The sequence below is a fragment of the Hyphobacterium sp. genome, assembly GCF_965229905.1.
Taxonomy (GTDB): Bacteria; Pseudomonadota; Alphaproteobacteria; order Caulobacterales; family Maricaulaceae; genus Hyphobacterium.
The window spans coordinates 282,982-305,891 of record NZ_OZ245930.1 but is presented as its reverse complement, the minus strand read 5'-3'; the positions used below and the strand labels follow the sequence as shown (position 1 = coordinate 305,891).

Annotated in this window: 23 protein-coding genes; 13 read left to right on the top strand and 10 right to left on the bottom strand. The window is 62.5% G+C overall.

Going from position 1 to position 22,910, the window contains the following annotated elements:
- Positions 1-13: 13 nt before the first annotated feature.
- The 3 genes from ACO08C_RS01550 to ACO08C_RS01540 all read right to left on the bottom strand — a co-directional run bounded on the left by ACO08C_RS01550 (position 14) and on the right by ACO08C_RS01540 (position 4,488).
- On the bottom strand, positions 14-2,227 hold the full coding sequence (locus tag ACO08C_RS01550) for an LPS-assembly protein LptD (RefSeq protein WP_421786927.1): 2,214 nt from the start codon (positions 2,225-2,227) through the stop codon (positions 14-16).
- A 75-nt stretch (positions 2,228-2,302) separates the two neighbouring features.
- Positions 2,303-3,406 carry an LptF/LptG family permease gene (locus ACO08C_RS01545; protein WP_421786925.1) on the bottom strand — a complete coding sequence of 368 codons (1,104 nt, stop codon included), beginning with the start codon at positions 3,404-3,406 and terminating at the stop codon, positions 2,303-2,305.
- Positions 3,403-4,488 (bottom strand): LptF/LptG family permease, encoded by a 1,086-nt coding sequence (locus tag ACO08C_RS01540; protein WP_421786923.1) that lies wholly within the window; start codon positions 4,486-4,488, stop codon positions 3,403-3,405. The genes ACO08C_RS01545 and ACO08C_RS01540 overlap by 4 nt, the downstream gene beginning before the upstream one ends.
- 158 nt (positions 4,489-4,646) lie before the next feature.
- Here ACO08C_RS01540 and ACO08C_RS01535 point away from each other — a divergent pair, with 158 nt between their 5' ends.
- From ACO08C_RS01535 to ACO08C_RS01515, 5 genes are all read left to right on the top strand, one after another.
- A complete protein-coding gene (locus ACO08C_RS01535; RefSeq protein ID WP_421786921.1) occupies positions 4,647-6,119 on the top strand; it encodes a leucyl aminopeptidase in 1,473 nt (490 codons plus the stop codon).
- A gap of 5 nt (positions 6,120-6,124) precedes the next feature.
- Complete coding sequence (locus tag ACO08C_RS01530) at positions 6,125-6,577, top strand: DNA polymerase III subunit chi (protein WP_421786920.1); 453 nt, start codon at positions 6,125-6,127, stop codon at positions 6,575-6,577.
- Between the two features lie 72 nt (positions 6,578-6,649).
- Positions 6,650-7,183 (top strand): hypothetical protein, encoded by a 534-nt coding sequence (locus ACO08C_RS01525; RefSeq protein ID WP_421786918.1) that lies wholly within the window; start codon positions 6,650-6,652, stop codon positions 7,181-7,183.
- A 4-nt stretch (positions 7,184-7,187) separates the two neighbouring features.
- Positions 7,188-7,478: an I78 family peptidase inhibitor gene (locus ACO08C_RS01520; RefSeq protein ID WP_421786916.1), complete on the top strand. Its 291-nt coding sequence runs from the start codon at positions 7,188-7,190 to the stop codon at positions 7,476-7,478.
- Between the two features lie 77 nt (positions 7,479-7,555).
- Entirely contained in the window at positions 7,556-7,882 is a 327-nt protein-coding gene (locus ACO08C_RS01515; RefSeq protein WP_421786914.1) for a hypothetical protein, read from the top strand.
- Here the strand turns inward: ACO08C_RS01515 and ACO08C_RS01510 are convergent.
- Positions 7,879-9,753, bottom strand: a complete 1,875-nt coding sequence (locus ACO08C_RS01510; RefSeq protein WP_421786913.1) for an ABC-F family ATP-binding cassette domain-containing protein — start codon at positions 9,751-9,753, stop codon at positions 7,879-7,881. The genes ACO08C_RS01515 and ACO08C_RS01510 overlap by 4 nt on opposite strands.
- 123 nt (positions 9,754-9,876) lie before the next feature.
- On the opposite strand from ACO08C_RS01510, the gene ACO08C_RS01505 reads away from it, so the two are divergent.
- From ACO08C_RS01505 to ndk, 3 genes are all read left to right on the top strand, one after another.
- Positions 9,877-10,755, top strand: coding sequence for a M28 family metallopeptidase (locus ACO08C_RS01505; protein ID WP_421786911.1), 879 nt, complete (start codon positions 9,877-9,879; stop codon positions 10,753-10,755).
- Positions 10,752-11,129 carry a hypothetical protein gene (locus ACO08C_RS01500; protein WP_421786910.1) on the top strand — a complete coding sequence of 126 codons (378 nt, stop codon included), beginning with the start codon at positions 10,752-10,754 and terminating at the stop codon, positions 11,127-11,129. Before ACO08C_RS01505 ends, ACO08C_RS01500 begins: the two co-directional genes overlap by 4 nt.
- 84 nt (positions 11,130-11,213) lie before the next feature.
- On the top strand, positions 11,214-11,636 hold the full coding sequence (gene ndk / locus ACO08C_RS01495) for a nucleoside-diphosphate kinase (RefSeq protein WP_421786908.1): 423 nt from the start codon (positions 11,214-11,216) through the stop codon (positions 11,634-11,636).
- Between the two features lie 68 nt (positions 11,637-11,704).
- Here the strand turns inward: ndk and arfB are convergent, their stop codons facing one another.
- Entirely contained in the window at positions 11,705-12,124 is a 420-nt protein-coding gene (gene arfB / locus ACO08C_RS01490; protein WP_421786906.1) for an alternative ribosome rescue aminoacyl-tRNA hydrolase ArfB, read from the bottom strand.
- Positions 12,125-12,206: 82 nt separating this feature from the next.
- Between arfB and ACO08C_RS01485 the strand changes: the two genes are divergently transcribed.
- Complete coding sequence (locus tag ACO08C_RS01485; RefSeq protein WP_421786904.1) at positions 12,207-12,509, top strand: YkvA family protein; 303 nt, start codon at positions 12,207-12,209, stop codon at positions 12,507-12,509.
- Here ACO08C_RS01485 and purN read toward each other — a convergent pair.
- Positions 12,491-13,027, bottom strand: coding sequence for a phosphoribosylglycinamide formyltransferase (purN, locus tag ACO08C_RS01480; protein WP_421788745.1), 537 nt, complete (start codon positions 13,025-13,027; stop codon positions 12,491-12,493). The genes ACO08C_RS01485 and purN overlap by 19 nt on opposite strands.
- Positions 13,028-13,068: 41 nt before the next feature.
- The gene (purM, locus tag ACO08C_RS01475; protein ID WP_421786902.1) at positions 13,069-14,097 is read right to left on the bottom strand and encodes a phosphoribosylformylglycinamidine cyclo-ligase; all 1,029 of its coding nucleotides are present in this window, start codon (positions 14,095-14,097) and stop codon (positions 13,069-13,071) included.
- Positions 14,098-14,227: 130 nt separating this feature from the next.
- On the opposite strand from purM, the gene ACO08C_RS01470 reads away from it, so the two are divergent.
- Genes ACO08C_RS01470 through ACO08C_RS01455 form a run of 4 tightly spaced genes read left to right on the top strand, consistent with a single transcriptional unit; the run spans position 14,228 to position 19,712 of the window.
- Complete coding sequence (locus tag ACO08C_RS01470) at positions 14,228-15,301, top strand: DUF2066 domain-containing protein (RefSeq protein ID WP_421786900.1); 1,074 nt, start codon at positions 14,228-14,230, stop codon at positions 15,299-15,301.
- A 12-nt stretch (positions 15,302-15,313) separates the two neighbouring features.
- A complete protein-coding gene (locus ACO08C_RS01465) occupies positions 15,314-15,991 on the top strand; it encodes an AAA family ATPase (RefSeq protein ID WP_421786898.1) in 678 nt (225 codons plus the stop codon).
- A gap of 44 nt (positions 15,992-16,035) precedes the next feature.
- The gene (locus tag ACO08C_RS01460) at positions 16,036-18,198 is read left to right on the top strand and encodes an RNA degradosome polyphosphate kinase (RefSeq protein WP_421788743.1); all 2,163 of its coding nucleotides are present in this window, start codon (positions 16,036-16,038) and stop codon (positions 18,196-18,198) included.
- Between the two features lie 35 nt (positions 18,199-18,233).
- The gene (locus ACO08C_RS01455) at positions 18,234-19,712 is read left to right on the top strand and encodes a Ppx/GppA family phosphatase (protein WP_421786896.1); all 1,479 of its coding nucleotides are present in this window, start codon (positions 18,234-18,236) and stop codon (positions 19,710-19,712) included.
- On the opposite strand, the gene rnd is transcribed toward ACO08C_RS01455, so the two are convergent.
- From rnd to ACO08C_RS01440, 3 genes are read right to left on the bottom strand one after another with little or no spacing between them, the layout of a single operon-like run.
- On the bottom strand, positions 19,709-20,860 hold the full coding sequence (gene rnd, locus ACO08C_RS01450) for a ribonuclease D (RefSeq protein ID WP_421786894.1): 1,152 nt from the start codon (positions 20,858-20,860) through the stop codon (positions 19,709-19,711). The two genes, ACO08C_RS01455 and rnd, sit on opposite strands and share 4 nt — an antisense overlap.
- A gap of 22 nt (positions 20,861-20,882) precedes the next feature.
- Complete coding sequence (locus ACO08C_RS01445; RefSeq protein WP_421786893.1) at positions 20,883-22,202, bottom strand: MFS transporter; 1,320 nt, start codon at positions 22,200-22,202, stop codon at positions 20,883-20,885.
- Positions 22,199-22,906, bottom strand: a complete 708-nt coding sequence (locus ACO08C_RS01440) for a lysophospholipid acyltransferase family protein (RefSeq protein ID WP_421786891.1) — start codon at positions 22,904-22,906, stop codon at positions 22,199-22,201. Before ACO08C_RS01440 ends, ACO08C_RS01445 begins: the two co-directional genes overlap by 4 nt.
- Positions 22,907-22,910 lie beyond the last annotated feature (4 nt).

Sequence of the window (22,910 nt, the reverse complement as noted above, 5' to 3'; positions counted from 1 at the left end):
CGGCGGCGGGCTGCTATTCGGAGCCGACGCCTCCAAGGGTGAACAGCGTGATCCGGACCTGAATCGATTCAGAAGGCCCCAAATCCCCGACATTCAGGTTCTCGCGCTGATAAAGAACTTCAAGATCGGTGCAGAAATCGCGATAGCGGAAACCGACCTGTTCGCGCCGATCCACCTGGGCATCGATATCGCGCCGCAGATTGTAGACCAGGCTCCAATTATCGGTCAGGTGGATCTGCGAGGTCAGGAAGAGCTCTTCGCTTGTGCCGGCGCGCCCAAGGGAATCGGCAAATCCGAAATAGCGGACCTGCGCTGTCAAACGCCGGCTCGTGAAGCTGGCATTCAGATCAAGCCGGTTCAATGTGCCGTCATCGGAGTCGATCCGCGTCCGCGCACCCACCGAGAAACTCCCCAGATCGACCTCGCCAGCCACGATGATGTCGGATTCATCCTCGAACAGCCCGCTATTCGCGGCAAACACCGGATCGCCATCAAGGCGGCGGCTCTGCCCGATGAAGCCGCGCAGGCGATTGTTTTCGCCCCAGAATGTTGTTGTGCGCAGACCGTAGGTCAGCCGCGTACCGTCCTGCCAAAGGTCGTATCCGGTCGCCCGGTTGTGGTCGAACAACAGGGTTTCATCCAGCTCGGCGGTCTGGCTGTCCTCATTGATGATCCGGTCGGCTTCGCTCGCATCGCTCGCGATGAGGCCCTGCAGCATGGGCTCGAGAATGGTGTCGGCACCGCCCGAGGATGAGATGAGCGGCCAGCTAAGCTCTGCGCCGGCATATCCGAGAAACCGGCCGAAGGACTCCTCGGTGGTCGGATCGGTCGGCAGGGCGCCGGGCACATCATCGAAGCTGAAATAGTCCGCGCGGCCGGCAGCGAACGGCTCAAGGACGAGCCCTGCCGGAGCGATAAACTGGGCCTGCCAGTCCACCGAGGCCGACGCGCGCTGATAATCGACGCCGTCATCACGTGTCAGTACGGCGGTCGAGGCGACGGTACGCAAACGTCCCATCGCTTCGCCGGCCGGATAGGTGATCCGCATCTCGCCGAGGGGCGCCATAATGGGCAGCCGGTCGTCGTTTTCGTTCTCGCGCAGGCTCTGCACGCCGGCCCCGATGAGTTCGGCATAATACCGCTCGCCGCGCCCCTGCACGTAAAGCTGGTTCATCAGCCGCCGCGGGGCGGGCTCCAGCACGCCGGGATACTCATCGTAAACCTCGCTGATGTCGTAAGTCCGCAAGTGGAAATCACCGGAAGCCAACTGGACGCCGAAGCCCCAGACCCAGTCTTCCATTAGATCGAACTCGCCGCCGCCGAACACATGCCAGCGGTGCTCGGCGTCATTGAGCAATTCACCGTCACTGTCGATATCGCGTTCGCGCGTATAGCTCGTCTCAAATCCGAGATCGCCGGACCAGAAGCGCTTGCGGTATTCGAGCTCGATCAGCGGATTGGCATTGGCCATAATCCGCGGCGTGAGGGTCAGGTCCTGATAGGGCGAAATCGCCCACAGATAGGGCTGGCCGTAGAAGGCGCCGAGGCGCGATGAAACCCCAAACGCCGGAAACAGGAGTCCCGACCGCCGGTCGGACGAGGGGTCCGCATGCGCAAAAGCCGGTGCATACGCGACCGGAACACCCAGCACTTCCAGCCGCACGTCGCGGTAATAAATCATCTCCGCTTCCGTATCCTGAACGGCGCGGGCGGCGCGCAAACGCCAGGTCGGCGCATCGCCATCGGTTCCGATCCGGCAAGCGGTGTAATAGGCGTTGGTCAGCTCTAGCGAGCCGTCGGCGCGCCGCGCCGCGAACGCGGCGGCGGCCCGGCCATTGTTTTCCAGCAGGGTTGAAAACCCGACCGCAAGGCCTTCGCCCAACGCATCGTCGAGCTGAATCTCGTCGGCATATTGCGGCGGAGCATTGTCGGAGAAGATGGCGACATTGCCGCGCGCGATGACGCGATTGTCGCCCGGCCGATATTCCAGCTCATCAGCCTCAACGGTCCGGCCATTTTGCCGCGCGACGACATTGCCGCGCGCGATATAGCTGCCGCGATCGCGGTCTTCGATCAGCGTGTCGGCTTCGATATAAACTGGTTCGTCGGGATTTCCGGCGGTCAGGAGCCCGCTCTGGTCGTCTTGCGACATCGCACAGGTCGCCGCGACGGATATGCCGGGGACGAGAACCGTGACATAGACCGCAGACAAAAGCAGAGACCGCATTAAAAACTCCCCAAGGCATTCCCCGCCCAGATCACTGACTTAGCCGCTTCGCTCCAGGCCGTCCACGTTGCTTTGCTAGCCATCTTCCGTCGAGGCGATATAGGCGAGCGCGAGCAGGGTTGTCAGCAAGGGCGCCGCCCAGGCCGCGGTCAGCGGTGGCAAAGTCCCGTTCTCGCCCAGCGTGTAGAGCACTTCCTGGACGAAATAGACCAGGAAGCCGGCCGCACCGCCGGTCAGCGCGAAAGCAGCGGCGCCGCCCAACCGGTAGAGGCGCAATGTGGCCGCCGCGGCGATCAGGCTCGCGGCGATCAAGGTCAGGGGCAGGGTCAGCAAGCCCTGCCAGCGTAATTCGAAGCGTTCGACCGCCAGCCCTGCGGATTCCGCTGACGCGATCAGTCCCGGAAGATCCCAGAACGAAACGCCCCGCGGTGAACGGATGCGCTCGAAAAGCGATTGCCGGTCGATCGAGGTCGGCAGCGAAATATCGCCGAGTTCGACGGGTTCGGCGCCGGGCGCCAATTCCACCGCGCCTTCCAGCGCCCAGAAACCGGCCGTGAGCCGCGCCGTCTCGGCCGACACCCGCCGGTCGAGATCGGGAGTGCCGGCCTCATTGGTGTTGTAGAAATGGAAAGCCGGTTGCAGCAATTCGCGGACATTCTCCTCAAGCTGCCCGGCGGAGATGACGATGAAACCGTCAGATGTTGTTTCGCGAAGCCAGATCTGTTGCGCCTGGAGCTGCTCGGTATCGACATTGGTCAAGGCATCGCGCCGCGCTTCGAACTGGGCATTCAGCGATGACCCGACCGGATTCAGGAGTGTTGCGCCGAGAATGCCGAGGACCAGCGAGATCACGATCGCCGGATTGACGATCCGCCAGGCCGAGTAGCCCGATGCGCGCATGACGACGAGTTCGGAGCGGCGATTGAGCCGGAACAGGGCAAACAGCACACCGAACAGGAAAATGAAGGGCAGCGTCTCTTCCAGCAGCAAAGGCGCGCGCATCAAGGTCAGCAGCAGAATGTCGAACGCCGATATGTCGACCCGAGTCCCGATGGACCGCGATTGCTCGACGAAATCGACCAGGATGATGATGGTCGCCACAATGCCTGCCGAAACCAGCAGGCCGAACAGGATTTGCCGCGCCAGATAGCGGCTGAGCCGGCTTATCTTGAAATTCATGCCGGCACTCCCGGCTCCGGCGCCGCATATCGCGCCGGCTTCGGTTTGCGCCACCAGATCAGCGTCAAAGATGCAATGATGGCCAGAAGCGGGATGGCGTATTGCACATAGTTGAACGCCGTATCATCGGTGGCCGCGGCCTGCGCAGCAAAGCCAAGCAGGCGGACGGTCAGGGCGGCAGCCACCGCGGCTACGACCTTGCGGGTATTGCCCAAGCGTGAGTGCGACCCGGCCATGTAGGCCGCCGCCGCGATCAGCGCGAGCGCGATATTGTAGAGCGGGCCGGACAATCTGTAATGGGCTTCGGCTTGTAGACGCTCGACCCCGCGCGCCCGCGCCAGCGAGGCGGCGCTGGGGAAGAACAGCTCCTGCAGGAAGAGATCCGATTCCTTGAAGAAGAATATCAGCTGCGGATCAACGAAGTCACCGAGGTCGAACTCGTAGCGATCGAAGGTCAGGAAATTGAGTGCTCCGGATTCGTCAACCTGCTGCACATTGCCGTCGATCAACACCATTGACGGACGCTCTTCGCCGCGCACGATCACGCCTTCGCGTGCCGCATAGGTCGAGACTTCGTCCGGATCGCGCGAGTCGTGAATGAAGATGTCGGACATGCGTCCGCTACCGTCTGATTCCCGTGCATACAGCGTGACACCTGCGGCGAGGTTGGCGAATTCGCCCGGGCGCACGAGGCTGGCGGCGATATCGGTGCGTAACTCGAACACGCTGCGCCGCATTTCCTGATAGGCGAGCGGCTGGACGAACAGGTTCACGGCAAGGTTCAGTATTGCAGCGAGAAAGGCGAGCCGCAGGACCGGAGACAGCAAGCCCCAGCGCGACAGGCCTGACGCAGAGGCGACAGTCGCTTCCGAGTCCGAATAGAGCCGCGACAGGCCGGCCAGCACCGCGATGAACAGTGCGAACGGTGACAGCAGCGCAATCAGTTGCGGCAGGGCGAGGAAGGTCACCTTGACGAAGGTGAACGCCGTTTCCCGGTAATTCGAGATGAAATCGATATTCGACAGCGATTGCGTGAGCAATGCCAGACCGGCAAAAGCGACGGCTGCGGTAACGAACGGCATCAATAATTGCCGGAACATGTATCGCTGTACGAGAATCATTCGACCTGCAGACGGTTGCGGTTTCGGCCTTCTATAACACCCTTTGATCGGATACCACTTCGCCGACACAGCTCGCGGAGCAATTCGCGCTCCGTACCGAAACAGACCGAAGGTGAGGCATGAAAATCAAGTTTTCGAAAGCGCCGGCAAAGGGCTCGATCGCGGTTGCAGCGTTCGACAAGGCCGAACTCTCCGCAGCAGCAAAGGACGCCGATCAGGCGTCGGGCGGCGCGATCGCCCGCGCGATCAAGGCGTCGCGCTTCAAAGGCGCGGCCGGCGACACCCTGGTCATCACCGCACCTTCCGGTATCCATGCCGACCGTCTGGTCGTCTTCGGCGTCGGCAAGAAAAAGACCGACGGCAATGCCATGGAGCAGGCCGGGGCCGGACTGGTGAAAGCGGTGCTCACCTCGGGCGAGACTTCGCTGCATGTGCATCTGGAAGGCGTTGGCAACGCCGAAGAAGCGGGCCGATTCGGCCTCGGTGCAATGCTCGCCGCCTACCGCTTCGATCATTACCGCACCAAGCTCAGCGACGACAAGAAACCGTCGCTGAAATCTTTGACGGTGTCGACCGACGATGACGCCGCAGCCAAGAAAGCCTGGAAAGGCATGGAGGCGGTCGCCGATGGCGTCTATCTCGCCCGCGACCTCGTCAACGAGCCGTCGAATTTCCTGCGCCCGCCGGACTATGCCAAGCGCATCGAGAAGCTCGCCGATCTCGGTCTCGAGATCGAGGTGCTCGGCGAGAAGGAAATGAAAAAGCTTGGCATGCACTCGCTGCTAGGCGTCGGGCAGGGCTCGGTCGCCGAAAGCAAGATCGTCATCATGAAATGGAATGGCGGCAAGAAGGGCGATAAGCCTCTGGGCTTTATCGGCAAGGGCGTGACGTTCGATACCGGCGGTATCTCGCTGAAGCCGGGCCTCGGCATGGAAGAAATGAAGGGCGACATGGGCGGATCGGCCGCCGTTGTCGGCCTGATGGCGACGCTGGCCAAGCGCAACGCCAAGGTCAACGCAGTCGGCCTCGTCGGCTTGGTCGAAAACATGCCGGATGGCGATGCCCAGCGTCCGGGAGACGTGGTCACGTCCATGTCCGGACAGACGATCGAAATCCTCAACACGGACGCCGAAGGCCGCCTCGTGCTCGCTGACGTACTCTGGTACGCACAGAAAACATACGATCCGGAATTCATGATCGATCTGGCGACGCTGACCGGCGCGATCCTGATTTCGCTCGGCCGCGAGCATGCCGGGATTTTCTCGAACGATGACAAGCTGGCCGAGGGTCTGACGAAAGCCGGCCTGGCGACCGACGAGAAGGTCTGGCGCTTGCCGATCGGTCCGGAATATGACCGCCAGATCGATTCGCCGATCGCTGACATGAAGAATATCGGCGAGGGCCGTCTCGCCGGTTCGATCACCGCCGCGCAATTCCTACAGCGCTTCGTCAACGACAAGCCCTGGGTTCATATCGACATTGCCGGGACCGGCATGTGGTCGGGCGCCAAGGATCCGCGCTTGCCGACTTTCGGCACCGGTTATGGCGTACGCCTGCTCGACCGCTTCGTGCGGGATAATTACGAGAGCTAGGACTGATGCCCGGCGAGCTGTGGTTCTATCATCTTGAGCGGACCACGCTCGCCGATGCGCTGCCGGAACTGCTCGAGAAAACGCTGGATAAGGGCTGGCGGGCACTCGTGCGCGCCGGCTCGCCGGACCGGCTCAAAGAACTCGACCAGCATCTCTGGACCTGCCGCGATGACAGCTTCCTCGCGCATGGCCGTGCCGATGCGCCCGATCCGGAACGCCAGCCCGTCCTCCTGTCGCTTCAGGAAGATAATTTGAACCAGGCTCAAATCCTGTTCACGCTGGATGGGATCGCGCCTGAAAACCCTGACGCCTTCGAGCGTTGCTGTGTCATGTTCGACGCGTCCGACGAAGACGCCGTCGCCGCTTCGCGGGCGCTCTGGAAACAGGCCAAGGCGGATGGCCGCTCATTGGCCTATTGGCAGCAATCCATCGAGGGGCGCTGGGAAAAGAAAGCCTGATCCTCGCCGATTTGTAAGTTGTGACCTGTCGCGCTGTCCGGCATGCCGGTTATCCGGAACGGGGAGGGACGGATGCAATATTTGCGCTGGACAGCGATTGTCTTGCTGACGGGTGCGCTTTCCGCCTGCGGTCCGGGAAGCCCGCGCGAGGGCTCTATCGAACATTTCGCTGAACTGACGCGGGATGCGGTTCTCAATCGTGATATCGCCTTTCTGCGCGCGCACGGTGTCAGCGACTGGCACTTCGACAATGACGGGTTCATCGCACCGGTTGAAGCGTGGCTGTACGATGACGGCTATCTGGCGGACCGCGAAAACGATCCGCAATATACCTCGGTGGCGAACATTCTCTCGCGCGAGGACGGCGGCATCGAATACATCCGCAGTCACCGGAATTTCAACGCAGATGGAATCCGGACCGACCTCATCATTTTCTATACGTCGGGCGAGTTCTGGGATCATCATCCCGTCAATGACTACATGATCGAATGGGCGGTCGTGGAGGTTGTTCAGCTTGACGGCGAGTGGGTGTTTATCGATCCTTTCTTCGCCTCGCTGCACGGTCATTGGCTGCGCAGCGATTTTGACCGGCCACCGGGAGGCTGACCCGATGAAGAGATATGTGTCCCTTTTCGCGCTCATCCTGGCAGCGTGCGCGACGCCTCAGGCCGACGGGCCCGCCGCTCCCATCGACACACCGGCCCTGGGCGAAGGTGGCTGTGACGCGGCCATGTTGGCCTACCTGGTGGGTCAGGACATTGATGAAGTGGACACCGCGACATTGCCGCGGCCTCATCGGATCATCCGGCCCGGCATGGCGGTGACGATGGATTATCGCGAAGACCGCACCAATTTCGAACTCGACGAACGCGGTCAAATCGTCCGCGTCTACTGCGGTTAGCCAAGTCAGATTTCGCGGAACCCCGGCCGGGTCAGGGCGTTAACTTCCTGCAATACGCAGAAGAAGGAGCCTGTCCCATGTCCGGCCGGTCGAATATCGCCATGCTATTGGGTGCTACCCTCGTCAGTGCAGGGGCCTTCTGGGCCGCGACGGCGCCGGGCGTTTCACAGGAAGCCGTTTTTGCTTCGGATCTCGCCTTCAATGCGATCGAGCCGATCACCTGCCCGGCCGAGCCCATGAATGTGCTGATCGGCCAACCGGTGGCCGATGTCGATCTCGAAACCTTGCCGCAGCCCTTCGAGGTGTACGCTCATGACGGCGAACCGCGCGGCGAATATCGCGCGGAGCGCCTGCTGATCCGTTTCGATGCAAACGGCACCGTGACCAACGTCACCTGCGGCTAGTTCTCCAGCCTTTCCAGTCGTTCAAGCGCGTCCAGCCATTTGATCTCCGCCGCTTCGATCAGTTCTTCGGCCTTGGCGCGCTTGATCTGCAGCTCCGTTGCCGCTTTCGGATCCTTTTCGTACAAGCCCGGGGCCGCGAGGCCCTTATCGATCACCGTCAGGACGCCGCGCAGCCGGTCGGTCTCCTTTTCCCACTTCGCGGCCTCGAGTTTCAGCGGCTTGATCTCTTCGCGCCGCTGGGCGGCCTCGCGCCGGCGTTCGGACTTATCGTCCGTGGCCGTGCGGTTGCGGCCGCGCTCGGCTTTCGGTGTCTTGCCGGTCACGAAGAGCCGGTAATCCTCCATATCCCCGTCATAGGGCGCGATCCCGCTATCGGCGCAAAGCCAGAGCCGGTCGGCGCAGCTCTCGATCAGGTGCCGGTCATGGGCGATCAGGATCACCGCACCTTCATAGGTATTGACCGCATCAATCAGCGCGGCACGGCTGTCCATGTCGAGATGGTTTGTGGGTTCGTCGAGGATCAACAGGTGAGGGCCGTCAAACACGATCAGGTTCAGCAATAACCGCGCCTTCTCGCCACCGGACAAATGCTTCGCCGGCGTTTCCTGCAGATGTATCGGCAGGCCGAAACTCGCCAGCCGTGCGCGGCGTTGCGCTTCGGTGGCTTCCTCCATGCGTTCGAGCACGTGGTCATAAGCCGACTTTTCGGGTGGCAGCACGTCGAGCTGGTGTTGCGCGAAAAACGCGATCTCGACCTTCTTGTGATGGCGAAAATGCCCTGCCAGCGGCGCCAATCGCCCGGCGAGCATCTTGGCGAAAGTCGATTTGCCCGAGCCGTTCTTGCCGAGCAGCGCGATCCGGTCGTCGGGATCGATCCGCAGGTCGAGATCGCGCAACACAGGCTTGTTCGGTTCATAGCCCAGCGTGGCGTTTTCGATCCGCATCAGCGGCGGGGCCATGTCGCGCTGCGGTGCGGGGAAAAGGAAGGGCGCGACCGGGTCCTCGACGATCGTCGCCACCGGCTGCATTTTCTCCAGCCGCTTGATCCGGCTTTGCGCCTGCTTGGCCTTGCTCGCCTTGGCCCGGAAACGGTCAACGAAACTCTGCAGATGGCGGCGCTCGTCGTCCTGCTTCGCCTTCAGCTTCATCTGCAGGCGCTGTCGCTCCGCGAGCGTCTTTTCGAACGTATCGTAACCGCCTTCATAGACTGTGATCTTCTTTGCGCGCAGATGCGCGATCTTGTCCATGGCATTAAGGAGGTCGCGATCATGGCTGATCACCAGCGCCGCGCCCGGGAAGGATTTGAGATAATTTTCCAGCCAGATCGCGCCTTCCAGATCGAGATAATTGGTCGGCTCGTCCAGCAGAAGGAGGTCGGGCCGGGCGAACAGGGTCGCGGCGAGCGCCACACGCATCCGCCAGCCGCCGGAAAACTCCGAGCAGGGCCGCCGCTGCTCCTCCGCCGTAAAGCCGAGCCCGGCCAGGATCGTTCCGGCGCGCGCTTCGGCGGAATGCGCCTCGATATCGGCCAGGCGCGTCTGGATTTCAGCAATTCTGTGCGGGTCGTGGGCGGTTTCCGCTTCGGCGAGCAGGTCCGCACGTTCCGTATCGGCCGCCAGCACGACAGCCATCAGGCTGTCGGGCCCGCCTGGAACCTCCTGCTCGACCGAGCCGACCCGTGCACCCTTGCGGATCGAGACATCGCCGGTCTCCGCCGCGAAGGTTCCGCGGATGATACGGAACAGCGTCGACTTGCCCGACCCGTTGCGGCCGACCAGTCCCATCCGGGTTTTGGGCGGCAGATGGAATGTCGCCTGATCGATCAGGATGCGGCCGTCCATCCGGCAGGTGAGGTCGTTAACGTGGAGCATGGGGCTGCCGCTAGCCCGCCCGCCCGCGGCTGGCAATAGGCCCGTCCAGCGGGAAACCGGATCACGGGCCGCATTGTTGCCGCAAAGCCCTGTTCCCTTTGCCATCGCATGAGGGAGGATGCGATGGTGAAGGGATGGGCAATGGGCGCCGTGGCCGCTCTGTTGGCGGCCGGACCCCTGAACGCGCAGGACCCGCTGGCAGCAGATCAGCGCGACTTCATCGAACGATTTCAGACCGCGACCGCACCCGCCCGCAGCTCGGCGCGCCAACGCGCCATTGCCGCCGATGTCTTGATGGACGAGCTCGCACAACGTGGCTTGACCGGAGAACGGCGTTCCTACCGTGCGCCGAACGTGACGCCCTTGCTCGACCTCGTCATGCCGCCCTTTAGCGGCACTAACATCACCGCGACCATACCGGCCACCCGCGCCGGCGCGCCGGTTATCGTGATCGGTGCGCATTATGACACCGAAGCCGGCAGCCCGGGCGCCGACGACAATGCCAGCGGCATCGCGGCCATGCTGACCATCGCCGAAGCGATCGCCGCGGAGGAGTATCGCCATTACGCGGTGATGCTCGCCTTTTTCGACCAGGAAGAAGAAGGCAAGGTCGGCAGCGCCGCACTCGTCCGCCAGTTGCTGAATGACGGCACGGATATCCATTTCATGCATTCCATCGATATGGCGGGCTGGGACAGCGACAATGATGGTGCGATCGAGATTGATGCGCCCGATAGCTGGTTCCCACGCTACGCGGCGGCAGCCAGCCGCATGGGCATTCCCGTGACCCGTGTGACGTATGATTCAAGCGATCACGTGCCGTTCCGGGAGCGGGGCATTGACGCGATTTGTCTGGGCGAAGCCTTCAGGGCGCGCGATTCCTCTCCGCACAGGCACCGGCCAACCGATTCGGCTGACACGCTCAATCACGCCTATCTGGCGCGCAATACGCGGTTGATGCAGGCGGTTCTGCTTGCGGCCGTGCGCGGGCAGGCATTGTGAGCCGGCATCTGCCGAGCCTTGTCCTGGCGCTGACACTGGTTGCTTTCCTGGTGCGGGCGGCAATCTATTTTTGCGCCGGTTCAATTTTGCCGCTCGTTTTCATTTCAGCGGTTCTGCTGGTTTTGCTGGCCGCACGCCTTGCTGGCCGCAAGACAGCCGAATTCGCGGTTCGCGCCTGGGGAGTCCTGCTCGCTCTTTATGGCGTCATTCGGCTGGGCCTCGCGGGCCTTTTGTATGTCGCTCCGGTGGGTTCGCCCCATGCCATCGCGCATACCGGCTGGATATTCATCATCGTGTCGGCGCTTTATGCCGCGGCGGGTGTCTATCTCGTCCTGGCTTGGCGGGACCGTTTCTCGCTGAAAGCCGCCGGATAGCACTCCGCCGCTTTTCAACAGGTGATGCGGCGTCTATAAGCCCGCGCGACTCTTCCAACCTCCCCGCTAACCGGAGTTCTGACCATGGCGATCCAGCGCACTTTTTCCATCATCAAACCCGATGCCACCGCCCGTAATCTGACCGGCAAGATCAACGCCAAGATCGAAGACGCCGGCCTGCGGATTATCGCGCAAAAGCGCATTCACATGACCAAGGAGCAGGCGCAGGGCTTTTATGCCGTTCACAAGGAGCGCCCGTTCTACAATGACCTCGTCAGCTTCATGATCTCGGGCCCGGTAGTGGTTCAGGTGCTGGAAGGCGAGGACGCGATTGCCAAATATCGCGACGTGATGGGGGCGACCAATCCGGAAAACGCCGCCGACGGCACAATCCGCAAGGAATTCGCCGAGTCGATCGAAGCCAATTCGGTTCACGGTTCCGACGCCCCGGAAACCGCGGCCCAGGAAATCCCGTTCTTCTTCTCCGAAGACGAGATCGTGGGTTAGGACCAACCCGCAATCATTCCCAGATCAAAGCCCGGCCATTGCGCCGGGCTTTTTTTTCCGTCCGTCGCTCAATCTTCGCGCGCCGGCTTCTGACGCAACGCCTTCTTTTGGGAAAGTTGAGCCTTGGCCTCTTTCACCTTGCGGATCGAGGATAGGGATGGCCGACTTTTCTTGCGTGGCTTGGGTTTCTCCAGGGCCTTGATGACGAGCGCCTTCAGGCGCTCGCGCGCGGCGGTACGATTACGCTCTTGCGAGCGAGACCCGCTGGCCTCGATGACGAGCACGCCCTCCTTGGTCATCCGCCGTCCCGCCAGGCGCTTCAGGCGCTGCTTGACGGCCTCCGGCAAAGCGGCGGAGGCCGTCACATCAAAGCGGAGCTGGACGGCGCTCTCCGTCTTGTTGACGTGCTGGCCACCGGGGCCGGAAGCGCGGGTAAACCGCTCCTCAAATTCGCTTTCATCGATGAAAAGGCTCTCGGTGATCTGCATGGCTTCCCGGGTTCCGCAACGAAATTTGGCCTCATTTGCGCGCTAGCCGGATGTTTCCGGCAAGCCATTAGCGGAGGCGGCTATGGATTATTCGCGCCATTACAGCGGACGCAAATTCCGGCACAAGCTGAAGAATATCAGCGGGATTGGCCAGCTTGTCGATCAGGCGGGCGGCCTCTACGGCCTGCTGCGCGATCCGGCAACGCCGCGTTGGGTAAAGGCGACCTGCGTGGGCGCACTGGGCTATTTGATCCTCCCGACCGACGCGGTCGCGGACATCATTCCCGTGGCCGGCTATCTCGACGACGCCGGCATGATCACGGCGGCGATCGCCTCGCTGGGAAGCCAGTGGCAGCGCCGCGCGGATCAATCCGCCGCCGACTGAGTAACCAATTTGCGGAGGCATTCCTTATAGAGAACGTGCTCCGCCTCCCGCACCCGCGCATCCAGCGTTCCCGCTGTATCACCGGGCAGGATCGGTACGTGCGCTTGGCCGATGATCCCGCCGGCATCCATTTCCGGCACGACATAATGCACCGTGCAACCGGCTTCGGAATCGCCGGCGTCCAGCGCGCGCTGATGCGTGTTCAGGCCGGGATATTTCGGCAGCAGCGAGGGATGGATATTGATCAGCTTTCCCGCCCATTTGTTGACGAAACCGGGTGTCAGCAAGCGCATGAAGCCCGCCAGGCAGACAACATCCGGGTTTGCATCCGACAAGGCGGTATCAAGGGCGTGATCGAACGCGTCCCGTGTATTGAAGGATTTATGATCAATGATCTTGCGGGGAATGCCCGCGGACTCGGCGTATGCCAGTCCCGCAGCCTCGGGCCGGTTGGACAGGACCAGCACAGGTTCGGCGGGAAAATCATCCGCCGCCATGGCTTCGCAAAGCGCGCGCATGTTCGAGCCGCGCCCGGAGATCAGGATCGCGACGCGGTGTGTCACCTTGCGGTCAGTTCGCCGCACACAAAAGCCTCTTCGCCCGCATCGTTAAGCGTCACCACGAGGGCATCGGCATCTTCTGCCGCCACGGCGAGCAGCATGCCGATGCCGCCGTTAAAAGCGCGCCGCATCTCGGCCTCGTCAATGCCGCCCGTTTCGGCCAGCCAGTCGAACACGGAGGGGCGCTGCCAGGCGGAATAGTCGAGCGAGAACCCCAGATGGCCGGGCAGCATGCGCGGCGGATTCTCCACCAGGCCGCCGCCGGTGATATGGGCGAGGCCTTTGATCATGCCTTCGCGGATCAATGGCACGCAGGATTTGATATAAAGCCGCGTCGGCGTCAGCAGGGCTTCGCCGACCGATGTGCCGGAGGCGAACGGCGCCTCATCCGTCCAGGCCAGGCCGGAGATCTCGACGACCTTCCGGATCAGCGAATAACCATTTGAATGGGGGCCGGATGACGCGAGACCGATCAGTACATCGCCGGCCTGCATATCATCGGTTCGCGGCAAGAGCGTGCCCCGTTCGGCGGCGCCGACCACAAAGCCGGCCAGGTCGAAATCATCTCCGGCATACATGCCGGGCATTTCCGCGGTTTCACCACCGATCAGCGCGCATCCAGACTGCCGGCAGCCCTCGGCGATGCCCGCGACAATCGCTTCGCCGCGCGCCGGGTCGAGCTTGCCGGTCGCAAAATAATCCAGGAAAAACAGCGGTTCCGCGCCTTGGGCGAGAACGTCATTGGCACACATGGCGACCAGGTCGATGCCGATCGTGTCGAACCGGCCGGTTTCGATCGCGATCCGCAGCTTGGTCCCCACGCCATCCGTGCCGGATACCAGGATCGGGTCTTCATAGCCGGCGGCTTTCAGATCGAAGGCGCCGCCGAAACCGCCCAGCGCAGCCTCTGCGCCGGGACGCGCAGTTGATTTCGCCAGCGGCTTGATCCGGTCGACCAGCGCATCGCCTGCATCGATATCGACGCCGGCATCGGCATAGGTCAGGCTGTTCTTCTTGTCCTGTGACATGGCGGCTTTTCCAGTTTCGGCGCGGCGCGACTGTTCCTCTAAACTCAGCCGTCACGCAAGTCGCGGGCTTCACCGCGGGCTTCAGGCGGGTATAACGGGGCGTATAGCTCAAAGCGAAGGGAAGCGCGCCATGATGCGTCAGATTTTTGCAGCGATTGTTGCGGTCACCGTCTGGTCCGGCATCGCAGCGGCGGATACGCCCTATACGGTGGTCGGCGTGCCCATCGATGCGACGGCGTCGAATGCGCTCGAAGCCCAATCGATCGCCATGCGCCAGGGTCAGGTCGACGCGGTGCGCGTCCTGGTCGAGCGGCTGACTTTGCCGGAGGACCGGCTGCAGATTCCCCAGATCACGAACGAAGACGCCGCGAGCATGATCAGCGGGCTTCAGGTTCGCAACGAGCAGCGCAGCGCGACCCGCTATCTCGGCGAGCTGACCGTCAGTTTCTCGGCCAACGCCGTGCGGCGCTGGCTGAACGGGTTGGGGGTCCCCTTCGTCGAAGGCCAGGCGCGCGAGATTCTGGTTCTGCCGGTTCTGCAGACCGCCTCGGGAAGCTATTGGCTCTGGAACACCACCGATCCGGATACTGGCGAAATCAATGAACAGCCTTGGCTGACCGAATGGCGGACCGGCGGCTATCAGCACGCGCTCTCGCCGGTCAGCGCCCCCGCGGGTGATGCGGGCCGTATGCTGATCGATGGCGCCAGCGCGGTGGAAATGAATGAAGACCAGCTCAGATCCGTCGCGCAAGCCTATGGCGTGTCGCGTGTCGCAGTATTGATCGCCCGCCAGGGCGGTGGCGTTCGCATTGACGGCCGGCTGTTCTCGTTTGACGGGGTGGGTGAGGCCAGCAGCCAGCAAGTGCCGACCATCGCCACCGGCAGCTTCCGGGCCGCCGCTACACGTTTTGTCACCGATCTAGAGAATGCCTGGAAGTCCGAGGCGATCGTGCGCGGTGGCGGCGCGGAGACGCTCAACGTCTCGGTGCTTTACGGCTCGTTGGCAGAATGGCGCCGGCTGCAGACGGCGATCACCGGAACATCGCTGATCCGCTCGGCCCAGCTCGATGCGATCGCTCCGACGGGCGCCATGATGACGCTGGAATTCCGAGGGCAGCTCTATCAATTGCAGCGTGAACTGGATGCTCGCGGAGCGCGTCTTGAAGAAGATGCCGATCTCGGCCTGGTCGTCCGGTCGCGATAGAAAGAGACCGTCATGGGTGAACAACTCGCGTTAGGCTTGCCGCCGCGAGAAGATTTCAGCGCAGCCAGCTTTGTGGACGGCGAAGCCAATGCTGCGGCGCGCTGGGCCCTTGCGGGATGGCGGGCCTGGCCGGGGCGGGTGCTGGCGATTTACGGGCCGCCCGGAACAGGCAAGACGCATCTCGCGCACATGTGGGCGGCAGAAAGCGGTGCTTTGATCGTCCGCGGTTCGCAATTGGAGGCCGCCCTCGACGAACTGCCGGCAGATCGTGCGATCGTCGTGGAAGACGCCGACCGGACCGCCAGCCGGACGGCGCTGTTCCATCTGCTCAATCGCGCACAAAACGAGACCGCTGAGGCCTTGCTGCTGACCGCCCGGGAAGCCCCGTCGCGCTGGGACGCCGACATTCCGGACTTGCGGTCGCGCCTGCTTGCTCTGCCGACCGCGGCGCTCGACGAGCCGGACGATGAGCTTCTCGCGCGGCTTCTGGCAAAACTTTTTGCCGATCGCCAGTCGCCGCTGGTGGACGGGCTGATTGCCTATCTGATACCGCGTATGGAGCGATCGGTAGAAGGTGCGCGGCGGTTGGTCGATGCGCTGGACCGCGAAGCGTTGGCGCGCCGAACGCCGATCAATCGCGGCGTCGCGCGGCGCGTGCTGGGCGAGCAAGCCAATGATGAGGTTGCGTAATGGATGATGTCGCCGGAAACAGCCAGCCGGAGCGGATCGAGCCCATGGAAACGGCGCGAACCGATCTGATGGAGTCGCCCGAGCGGTTCCTGAACCGGGAGCTGTCCTGGCTGCAATTCAATACACGGGTGCTCGAGGAAGCAGCGAACAGGGATCATCCGGTGCTTGAGCGCCTGCGCTTCTTGTCGATCTCGGCCAGCAATCTCGACGAGTTCTACATGGTGCGCGTCGCCGGCTTGCGCGCTCAGGTCCGGAATGGTGTCACCACACCGTCCATTGACGGGCTGACCCCGGCAGAACAGCTCCGCCGCATCAATCAGTTCGCCGGTGAGTTGCTGCACGAACAGCAAATGCGTTGGCGACAGCTCAAGCGCGAGATGACGCGGGTTGGCGTGAAATTGATGAATGTCGAGGATGTATCCAAGCAGGACCGCGACTGGTTGGCCGAAGATTTCCTGCAGCACATCCTTCCGGTGATCACGCCCTTGGCGATCGACCCGGCGCACCCGTTTCCCTTCATTCCGAATCTCGGTTTTTCGATGGTTTTCAAGCTGCGGCGCAAGAAGAACGGCAAGCCGATGACGGCCTTGATACCGATGCCGTCCGGCGTCAGCCGTTTCATCCAGTTGCCCGACCGGCGCAAGAACAAGGCGGGACTTCCGGTCCGCCGATTCGTGGCGCTGGAAACCGTTTTCTCGATGTTCCTCGACCAGCTCTTCCCGGGGCACAAGCTGGAAGGCTATGGCGGTTTCCGGATCATCCGCGACAGCGATATCGAGATCGAGGAAGAGGCCGAGGATCTGGTGCGCGAGTTCGAGGAATTGCTGAAGGAACGCCGCCGCGGCGTCCTCGTGCGCCTCAAGATCGAAGCCAGCATGCCGGAGGACCTCAAGGCCTTCATCATTGAACATTTGAAGGCCGAGCCAGAGGATGTCATCGAGGTTGACGGCATTCTCGGCATGGCGCAGCTGTCACAACTGATCCCCGACGATCGCGCCGACCTGGTCTTCAAGCCCTATGAACCGCGCTTTCCCGAACGCATCAAGGATTATGGCGGCGACTGCTTTGCGGCCATCAAGGCCAAGGACATTCTCGTCCACCACCCCTATGAGAGCTTTGATGTCGTCGTGCAGTTCCTGCGTCAGGCGGCGCTGGATCCAGAAGTCGTCGCGATCAAGCAGACGCTCTACCGGACGTCCAAGAACTCCCCCATTGTCGCTGCCCTGATTGAGGCGGCCGAAAGCGGCAAGAATGTTACCGCTCTGGTCGAGCTGAAGGCGCGCTTCGACGAGGAGGCGAATCTGAAATGGGCGCGAGATCTGGAACGCGCCGGGGTGCAGGTTGTCTACGGTTTCACCGAGTACAAGACCCACGCCAAGGTGAGCCTCGTGGTCCGCCGCGAGGCGGGCGGACTGCAAACTTATGCGCATTTCGGAACCGGAAACTATCACCCGATCACGGCCAAGATTTACACCGATCTGGCGCTGTTCACCGCGGACCCGGCCTTCGGCCGCGACGCCGGCCGGATTTTCAATTATGTGACGGGTTATGCGCGTCCGAAAGACATGGAAAGACTGGCCATTTCGCCCGTCAGCCTGAAGAAGAACCTGCTCAAGCTGATCGCCCGCGAGATCGCGAATGCGGAGGCCGGCAAGCCGTCCGGCATCTGGGCCAAGCTGAACTCCGTCACCCACCCCGAAATCATCGATGCGCTGTATCGTGCCAGCCAGGCCGGCGTCCGCTGCGAGCTGGTCGTGCGGGGGATTTGTTGCCTTCGGCCGGGCGTGCCGGGCCTGTCGGAAAACATCCGTGTGAAGTCGATCGTCGGCCGCTTCCTTGAGCATTCCAGGATCGTCTGTTTCGCGAATGGCGAAGACATGCCGAGCGCTTCGGCCAAGGTGTATATTTCGTCAGCCGACTGGATGCCGCGCAATCTGGATCGCCGCGTCGAAACGCTGTGTCCCATCCAAAACCCGACTGTTCATCGGCAGATACTCGACCAGATCATGGTCGCCAATCTCAATGACGAGGAGCAAAGCTGGTACATGCGCGGCAATGGTGAATACGAGCGCGTTGATGTCAGCGACGTCGCCAAACCGTTTTGCGCGCACAGCTATTTCATGACCAATCCGAGCCTGTCCGGGCGGGGTCAGGCGCTGAAGAATGACCAGCCCCTGACCCTGCCTTACGCCGGACCACGCCTTTGACCCTGTCGCCGGATACCTTCGGTGTGGAGAACGCGATGGAACGGGATATCGCGGTCATCGATATCGGTTCGAATTCCGTGCGGCTGGTGCATTTCCGGCTGGAGGGAAGGGCGCTGTGGCCGGTGTTCAACGAAAAGACCAGTGCCGAGCTGGGCAAGGGCCTCGGCGAAACCGGGAATCTCAATCCGGAAGGCGTCGAAAGTACACTGCGTACGCTGCGCCGCTTCAATATCCTGCTTGACGCGAAAGGGGTCAGCGAGCGCATCGTTTTTGCTACGGCTGCCGTGCGCGATGCGGAAGACGGCAAAGCCTTTCTGAAGCGCGCCAAGAAGGAAGCCGATACAAGGATTACCGTCCTTTCCGGCAAGGACGAAGCGCGGCTGGCAGCCCTCGGTGTGGTGGCCGGCATTCCAAATGCCACAGGGGCCGCCGCGGATCTCGGCGGATCCAGCCTTGAAATCATACCGGTCGCCCGGGCGACACCGGGCGAGGGTATCACCGTGTCATTGGGCCCGTTGGCTGCGCCCGATGATCTGATGCAGAACCGGAAAGCGGCCAAGAGCTGGATAGACGAGCGTCTAAAAGCCGCCGGACCGGTGCTCGGGCAGTGTGGCGACACGCTTTATGCGGTCGGCGGTTCTTGGCGTGCCTTGGCTCAGCTCGCGATCGCGGAAGCTGACTATCCCCTGCGCGTGATACACCAGTTCCAGCTTAGCCGTGGCGCGGCAAAGCAGATCGCGGATTTCGCAGCGCGACTGTCGGTGGCGTCATTGGCCGGCACGCCCGGCGTTGCTCCGCGGCGCGCCGCCATGCTGCCCTATGCCGGATTGCTACTGAAGCGGTTGATGAAAACGGGCAAGTTCAACCGGGTTGTGTTTTCGGCCTATGGATTGCGCGAGGGCGCCGTGTTCGACCGTCTTCCGGAACCCGTCCAGTCGGCCGATCCGCTGCTGGCGGGCGCCGAGGCCGTGGCGCGGCCGGCCGCGCCGAGTCCAAGCTTCGGCCGCGCGATTGCCGCCTGGCTCGAGCCGGTGTTCGCGGCACGTGATACACATTTTGGCAATCGCAGCGCGCTCGTCCGCGCCGCCGCAGCGCGTCTGTGCGATGTCGGCGCCCGCCACCATCCCGACCACCGCGCATCATTGGCACGCGAATTGGCCCTGTTTGCCCCGTTTGCCGGCGTTGCCCATGCGGAGCGTGCCTATATGGGACTGGTGTTGCACCATCGCTATGACGGCAAGCGGACACCCGCTGACAGCCGGGTCTTTCATCACCTCCTCGATGAGGAAACCCGTCAGCATGCCCTGGCTTACGGGTTGGGCTTGCGCTTCGCCGCGGCATTGTCGGGGCGGTCTGAAGCGCTGCTGAGCCGCTTTTCGCTATCCGGAAGCGAAAGCGAACTCATCCTGAACGCACCCGCGGCGGATACCGATCTTGTGGTCGAGCGCGCGCGCCACCGGTTCGAGCAGCTCGCCGACGCACTGGAACTGACGCCGGCCCTGAAATCCGTCTAGTGCGGCTTGGCCGTTACGCGTCCATTCTCGAGCACAAGTGCGATCTTGCCCCGCTTCAGGTCGAGCGCGGTCTCTCCGAAAACCTCTCGGCGCCAGCCCCGCAAAGCGGGAACATCCGCGTCATCGCTGGTGGCAATGGCTTCCAGATCCGGCACGGTCGCGATCAGCCGCGCCGCAACGCTTTTCTCTTCGGCCACGAGCTTCAGCAGAACTTTGAGCAATTCGACCGTCGCGCTGGCGCCCTCCGGCCGCCGGGGCGGCGGCGGTACGTCGGGTGCGTAGGCTTTCGGGTCCGCCAGGGCCGGTTTCAGCTTCTCGATGAGCCGTTCAGCCGGCCGTGACCGTTCAAAACCACGGGGCAAGGCGCGCATGCCGGCCAGATCGTCGGCTTTGGCTGGCGCAGCGTGGGCAATCTCGTAAAGGCCCTCATCCTTCACAATGCGCTGACGCGGGATATCGCGCGTCTGCGCTTCTTCCTCGCGCCAGGCGGCCGCTGCGCGCAGCACCGCCAACCATTTGGCGCTGTTCTTGCGGATCTTCAGCCGCTGCCAGGCATTTTCCGGATGCTGCTCATAGGTGGCGGGGTCCGTGAGGATGGCCATCTCCTCGGCGACCCAGCTCAATCGGTCGGCCTTTTCAAGGCGGTCACGGATTGTGGGATAGAGATCGCGCAGATGCGTGACGTCGGCGAGCGCATATCCGGATTGCGCCTTGGTCAGCGGGCGCCGTGACCAGTCGGTGAACCGCGGGCCCTTGTCGATTGGCCGTTTCAACACCGCCTGCACCAGCTTGTCATAGGCGATGGAGTCGCCCAGGCCGAGCGCCATGGCGGCGACCTGGCTGTCGAAAATGGGTTCCGGAATCAGGCCGTCGGCCAGGTGGAAGAAGATCTCCAGGTCTTGCCGGGGCGCGTGGAAAACCTTCATCACGCGCTCGTCCGCCATCAGATCCCAGAACGGTTCCAGATCAAGGCCATCGGCGAGCGGGTCGATCAGAACCTCGGTTTCGCCGCCGGCCGCCTGGATCAGGCAGAGTTGGGGCCAGAACGTGCTTTCGCGGATGAATTCGGTGTCGATGGCGATGAAGTCGCACTGGCGCAACGCATCGCACGCAGAGTCAAGCTGCGGGGTGGTCGTGATCAATTCCATTGGGCTCGCATTTAGCGGCGTTCTAGCCGCTTGGCGAGGGGGTTTGACTGCGCAGCTTCAGCATTCGCACAAAGGCCACGATCGCCACCACCAGGCTGACACCGGCGATGTAGAGAAAAGCGGATTGCAGGGGCAAAGCAAGGAAGGCGATCGCCGCCAGCGTGAACTGGCCTAGCGTTGCGGTAAAAGCGTTCAGAAGGCCCCCGGCAGCCAGCAATCGACCGCGCATGTTGGCGGGCGACCGGCGTTGCGCCATCGCTTGCAGGGGCACCACGAACAGGCCAGCCGAAACGGCGGCCAGGACAAGGTCGATCAACAGCCGCCGGTTGGCGGGATCGCGCACGAAGTCGAGCCCCGGGATCAGCTCCGCATCGGCGGGCACTGGCGGGTTGTTCCAGGTGATCAGCGCGACATCGACATTGAAAACGACTAGACCGATGGCGCCGACCACGGAAAAGGGCAGGGCGTCGCCCTTTCCCGACAAAGCGCCGCACAGGATCGCGCCGGCCGCCGCGCCGATCGTGAACAGGGCACTGAACAGGAGGACCGCGGTTTCGTCGGTACCGAGAACCCCGCGTGCGAAATTCGGGATCAGCGTGACAATGGACGCGGCCAGCATCCAGAACCAGGCCGTGCCGAGCAAAGGCCGCAAAACCTGCGGGTGTTTGAAGGCGGACCGCAAAACCCGGACGATTTCCCAGAGGAAATTGAACGAGATTTTCATGTCCGGATTGCTTGCCGGGGCCGGCGGCAGTTGGCGCATCGAGATCCAGCCGGTGACCGCAATCAGCACCAGCACCGAGCCGACGATCAGGGGCCCGCTTTCGCGCGTGATCAGCACGGTGCCAAAGCCGATCCCCACCAGCACGGAAATGTTCAGCAATCCTGAAATCATGGCATTGCCGGCGACCAGCTCGTGCGGCTGCAACAGGGTCGGCAGCGCAGAATTCTTTGCCGGCGCGAAGAAGGCCGACTGCACGCCCATGAAGAACAGGGTGATGATGAGTAAGAGCGGCTCGCGCAGAATGAAACCGGACGCGGCGATCAGCATCAGCCAGATTTCGGCAAACTTCGCAAACCGCATGATGCGGGTGCGGTCGAACTTGTCGGCGATCCGGCCGGCGAAAGCCGAAAACAGGAAAATCGGCAAGGTGAAGGCCGAGGCCGCGATGGGCACTAGCATTTCCGAGTTGAGGCCGAACAGCGTTACGCCCTGAAACGCCACAATGGTCACCAGTGCGTAGCGGAAGAAATTGTCGTTAAACGCGCCCAGCGACTGCGCCACGAGCATCGGCCAGTAACGGCGTTGGCCGATGAGCGATACGGCGATCTTGGCACTCATTTCAGCGCCTCCTGTTCCAGGCGGCGCGAGTGCGCCTCGACCGTGGTTTCCAGCGTGGCCATGAAAGTGGCGGCGTCAAGCTTCGGCGAAAGCGGCGTGAGGAACTCGATCACCGCCGTGCCGGGATGCTTCTCCCATTTCTGTTGCGGCCAAAAACAGCCGAGATTGGTCGCCACTGGCACGACGGACCGGTCGAGCTTCGCGGCGAGCCGGTAGACGCCTTTGCGATAGGGTTTGCCAGTGCCGACCTCGGTCAAATGGCCTTCCGGATAGATGAGGATGGGACGCGCTTCGGCCTGCGAACGGTCGATGCCATTCTTCAGCGATTCCACGGCTTTGCGTCCGCCACCATTATTGACAACAATCGCGCCGAGACGCTGCAGCACCCAGCCGATCAGCGGAAATTTCAGCATGTGATCGCCGACCACGAAGTTCACATTGCCGGTTTTCGCGACCAGGACGATGCCGTCGCCCCAGGACTGGTGCTTAGCGGCGATGATAACCGCCTGATTCTTCGGTTTGCGGCCGCGCACCTCGACCCTGATGCCGCAGACGACCCGCATCAAGAGCACGGTCAGGCGGCAATACGACCGGACGCCGTGCATCAGGAAGAACTTGCCTGGAATCAAAGCGAGCAGGGCACAGATCACGGCGTAAAGGCCGGAAATCGTCCAGTACAGGATATTGAAGATCGTCGCGCGCATGGCG

What these genes read in the sequence shown, in the direction of transcription:
- ACO08C_RS01550 (WP_421786927.1), bottom strand. Translation starts at nt 2,227, where the DNA reads ATGCGGTCTCTGCTTTTGTCTGCGGTCTATGTCACGGTTCTCGTCCCC.
- ACO08C_RS01545 (WP_421786925.1), bottom strand. Translation starts at nt 3,406, where the DNA reads ATGAATTTCAAGATAAGCCGGCTCAGCCGCTATCTGGCGCGGCAAATC.
- ACO08C_RS01540 (WP_421786923.1), bottom strand. Translation starts at nt 4,488, where the DNA reads ATGCCGTTCGTTACCGCAGCCGTCGCTTTTGCCGGTCTGGCATTGCTC.
- ACO08C_RS01535 (WP_421786921.1), top strand. Translation starts at nt 4,647, where the DNA reads ATGAAAATCAAGTTTTCGAAAGCGCCGGCAAAGGGCTCGATCGCGGTT.
- ACO08C_RS01530 (WP_421786920.1), top strand. Translation starts at nt 6,125, where the DNA reads ATGCCCGGCGAGCTGTGGTTCTATCATCTTGAGCGGACCACGCTCGCC.
- ACO08C_RS01525 (WP_421786918.1), top strand. Translation starts at nt 6,650, where the DNA reads ATGCAATATTTGCGCTGGACAGCGATTGTCTTGCTGACGGGTGCGCTT.
- ACO08C_RS01520 (WP_421786916.1), top strand. Translation starts at nt 7,188, where the DNA reads ATGAAGAGATATGTGTCCCTTTTCGCGCTCATCCTGGCAGCGTGCGCG.
- ACO08C_RS01515 (WP_421786914.1), top strand. Translation starts at nt 7,556, where the DNA reads ATGTCCGGCCGGTCGAATATCGCCATGCTATTGGGTGCTACCCTCGTC.
- ACO08C_RS01510 (WP_421786913.1), bottom strand. Translation starts at nt 9,753, where the DNA reads ATGCTCCACGTTAACGACCTCACCTGCCGGATGGACGGCCGCATCCTG.
- ACO08C_RS01505 (WP_421786911.1), top strand. Translation starts at nt 9,877, where the DNA reads ATGGTGAAGGGATGGGCAATGGGCGCCGTGGCCGCTCTGTTGGCGGCC.
- ndk (WP_421786908.1), top strand. Translation starts at nt 11,214, where the DNA reads ATGGCGATCCAGCGCACTTTTTCCATCATCAAACCCGATGCCACCGCC.
- arfB (WP_421786906.1), bottom strand. Translation starts at nt 12,124, where the DNA reads ATGCAGATCACCGAGAGCCTTTTCATCGATGAAAGCGAATTTGAGGAG.
- ACO08C_RS01485 (WP_421786904.1), top strand. Translation starts at nt 12,207, where the DNA reads ATGGATTATTCGCGCCATTACAGCGGACGCAAATTCCGGCACAAGCTG.
- purN (WP_421788745.1), bottom strand. Translation starts at nt 13,027, where the DNA reads ATGCGCGCGCTTTGCGAAGCCATGGCGGCGGATGATTTTCCCGCCGAA.
- purM (WP_421786902.1), bottom strand. Translation starts at nt 14,097, where the DNA reads ATGTCACAGGACAAGAAGAACAGCCTGACCTATGCCGATGCCGGCGTC.
- ACO08C_RS01470 (WP_421786900.1), top strand. Translation starts at nt 14,228, where the DNA reads ATGATGCGTCAGATTTTTGCAGCGATTGTTGCGGTCACCGTCTGGTCC.
- ACO08C_RS01465 (WP_421786898.1), top strand. Translation starts at nt 15,314, where the DNA reads ATGGGTGAACAACTCGCGTTAGGCTTGCCGCCGCGAGAAGATTTCAGC.
- ACO08C_RS01460 (WP_421788743.1), top strand. Translation starts at nt 16,036, where the DNA reads ATGGAAACGGCGCGAACCGATCTGATGGAGTCGCCCGAGCGGTTCCTG.
- ACO08C_RS01455 (WP_421786896.1), top strand. Translation starts at nt 18,234, where the DNA reads ATGGAACGGGATATCGCGGTCATCGATATCGGTTCGAATTCCGTGCGG.
- rnd (WP_421786894.1), bottom strand. Translation starts at nt 20,860, where the DNA reads ATGGAATTGATCACGACCACCCCGCAGCTTGACTCTGCGTGCGATGCG.
- ACO08C_RS01445 (WP_421786893.1), bottom strand. Translation starts at nt 22,202, where the DNA reads ATGAGTGCCAAGATCGCCGTATCGCTCATCGGCCAACGCCGTTACTGG.
- ACO08C_RS01440 (WP_421786891.1), bottom strand. Translation starts at nt 22,906, where the DNA reads ATGCGCGCGACGATCTTCAATATCCTGTACTGGACGATTTCCGGCCTT.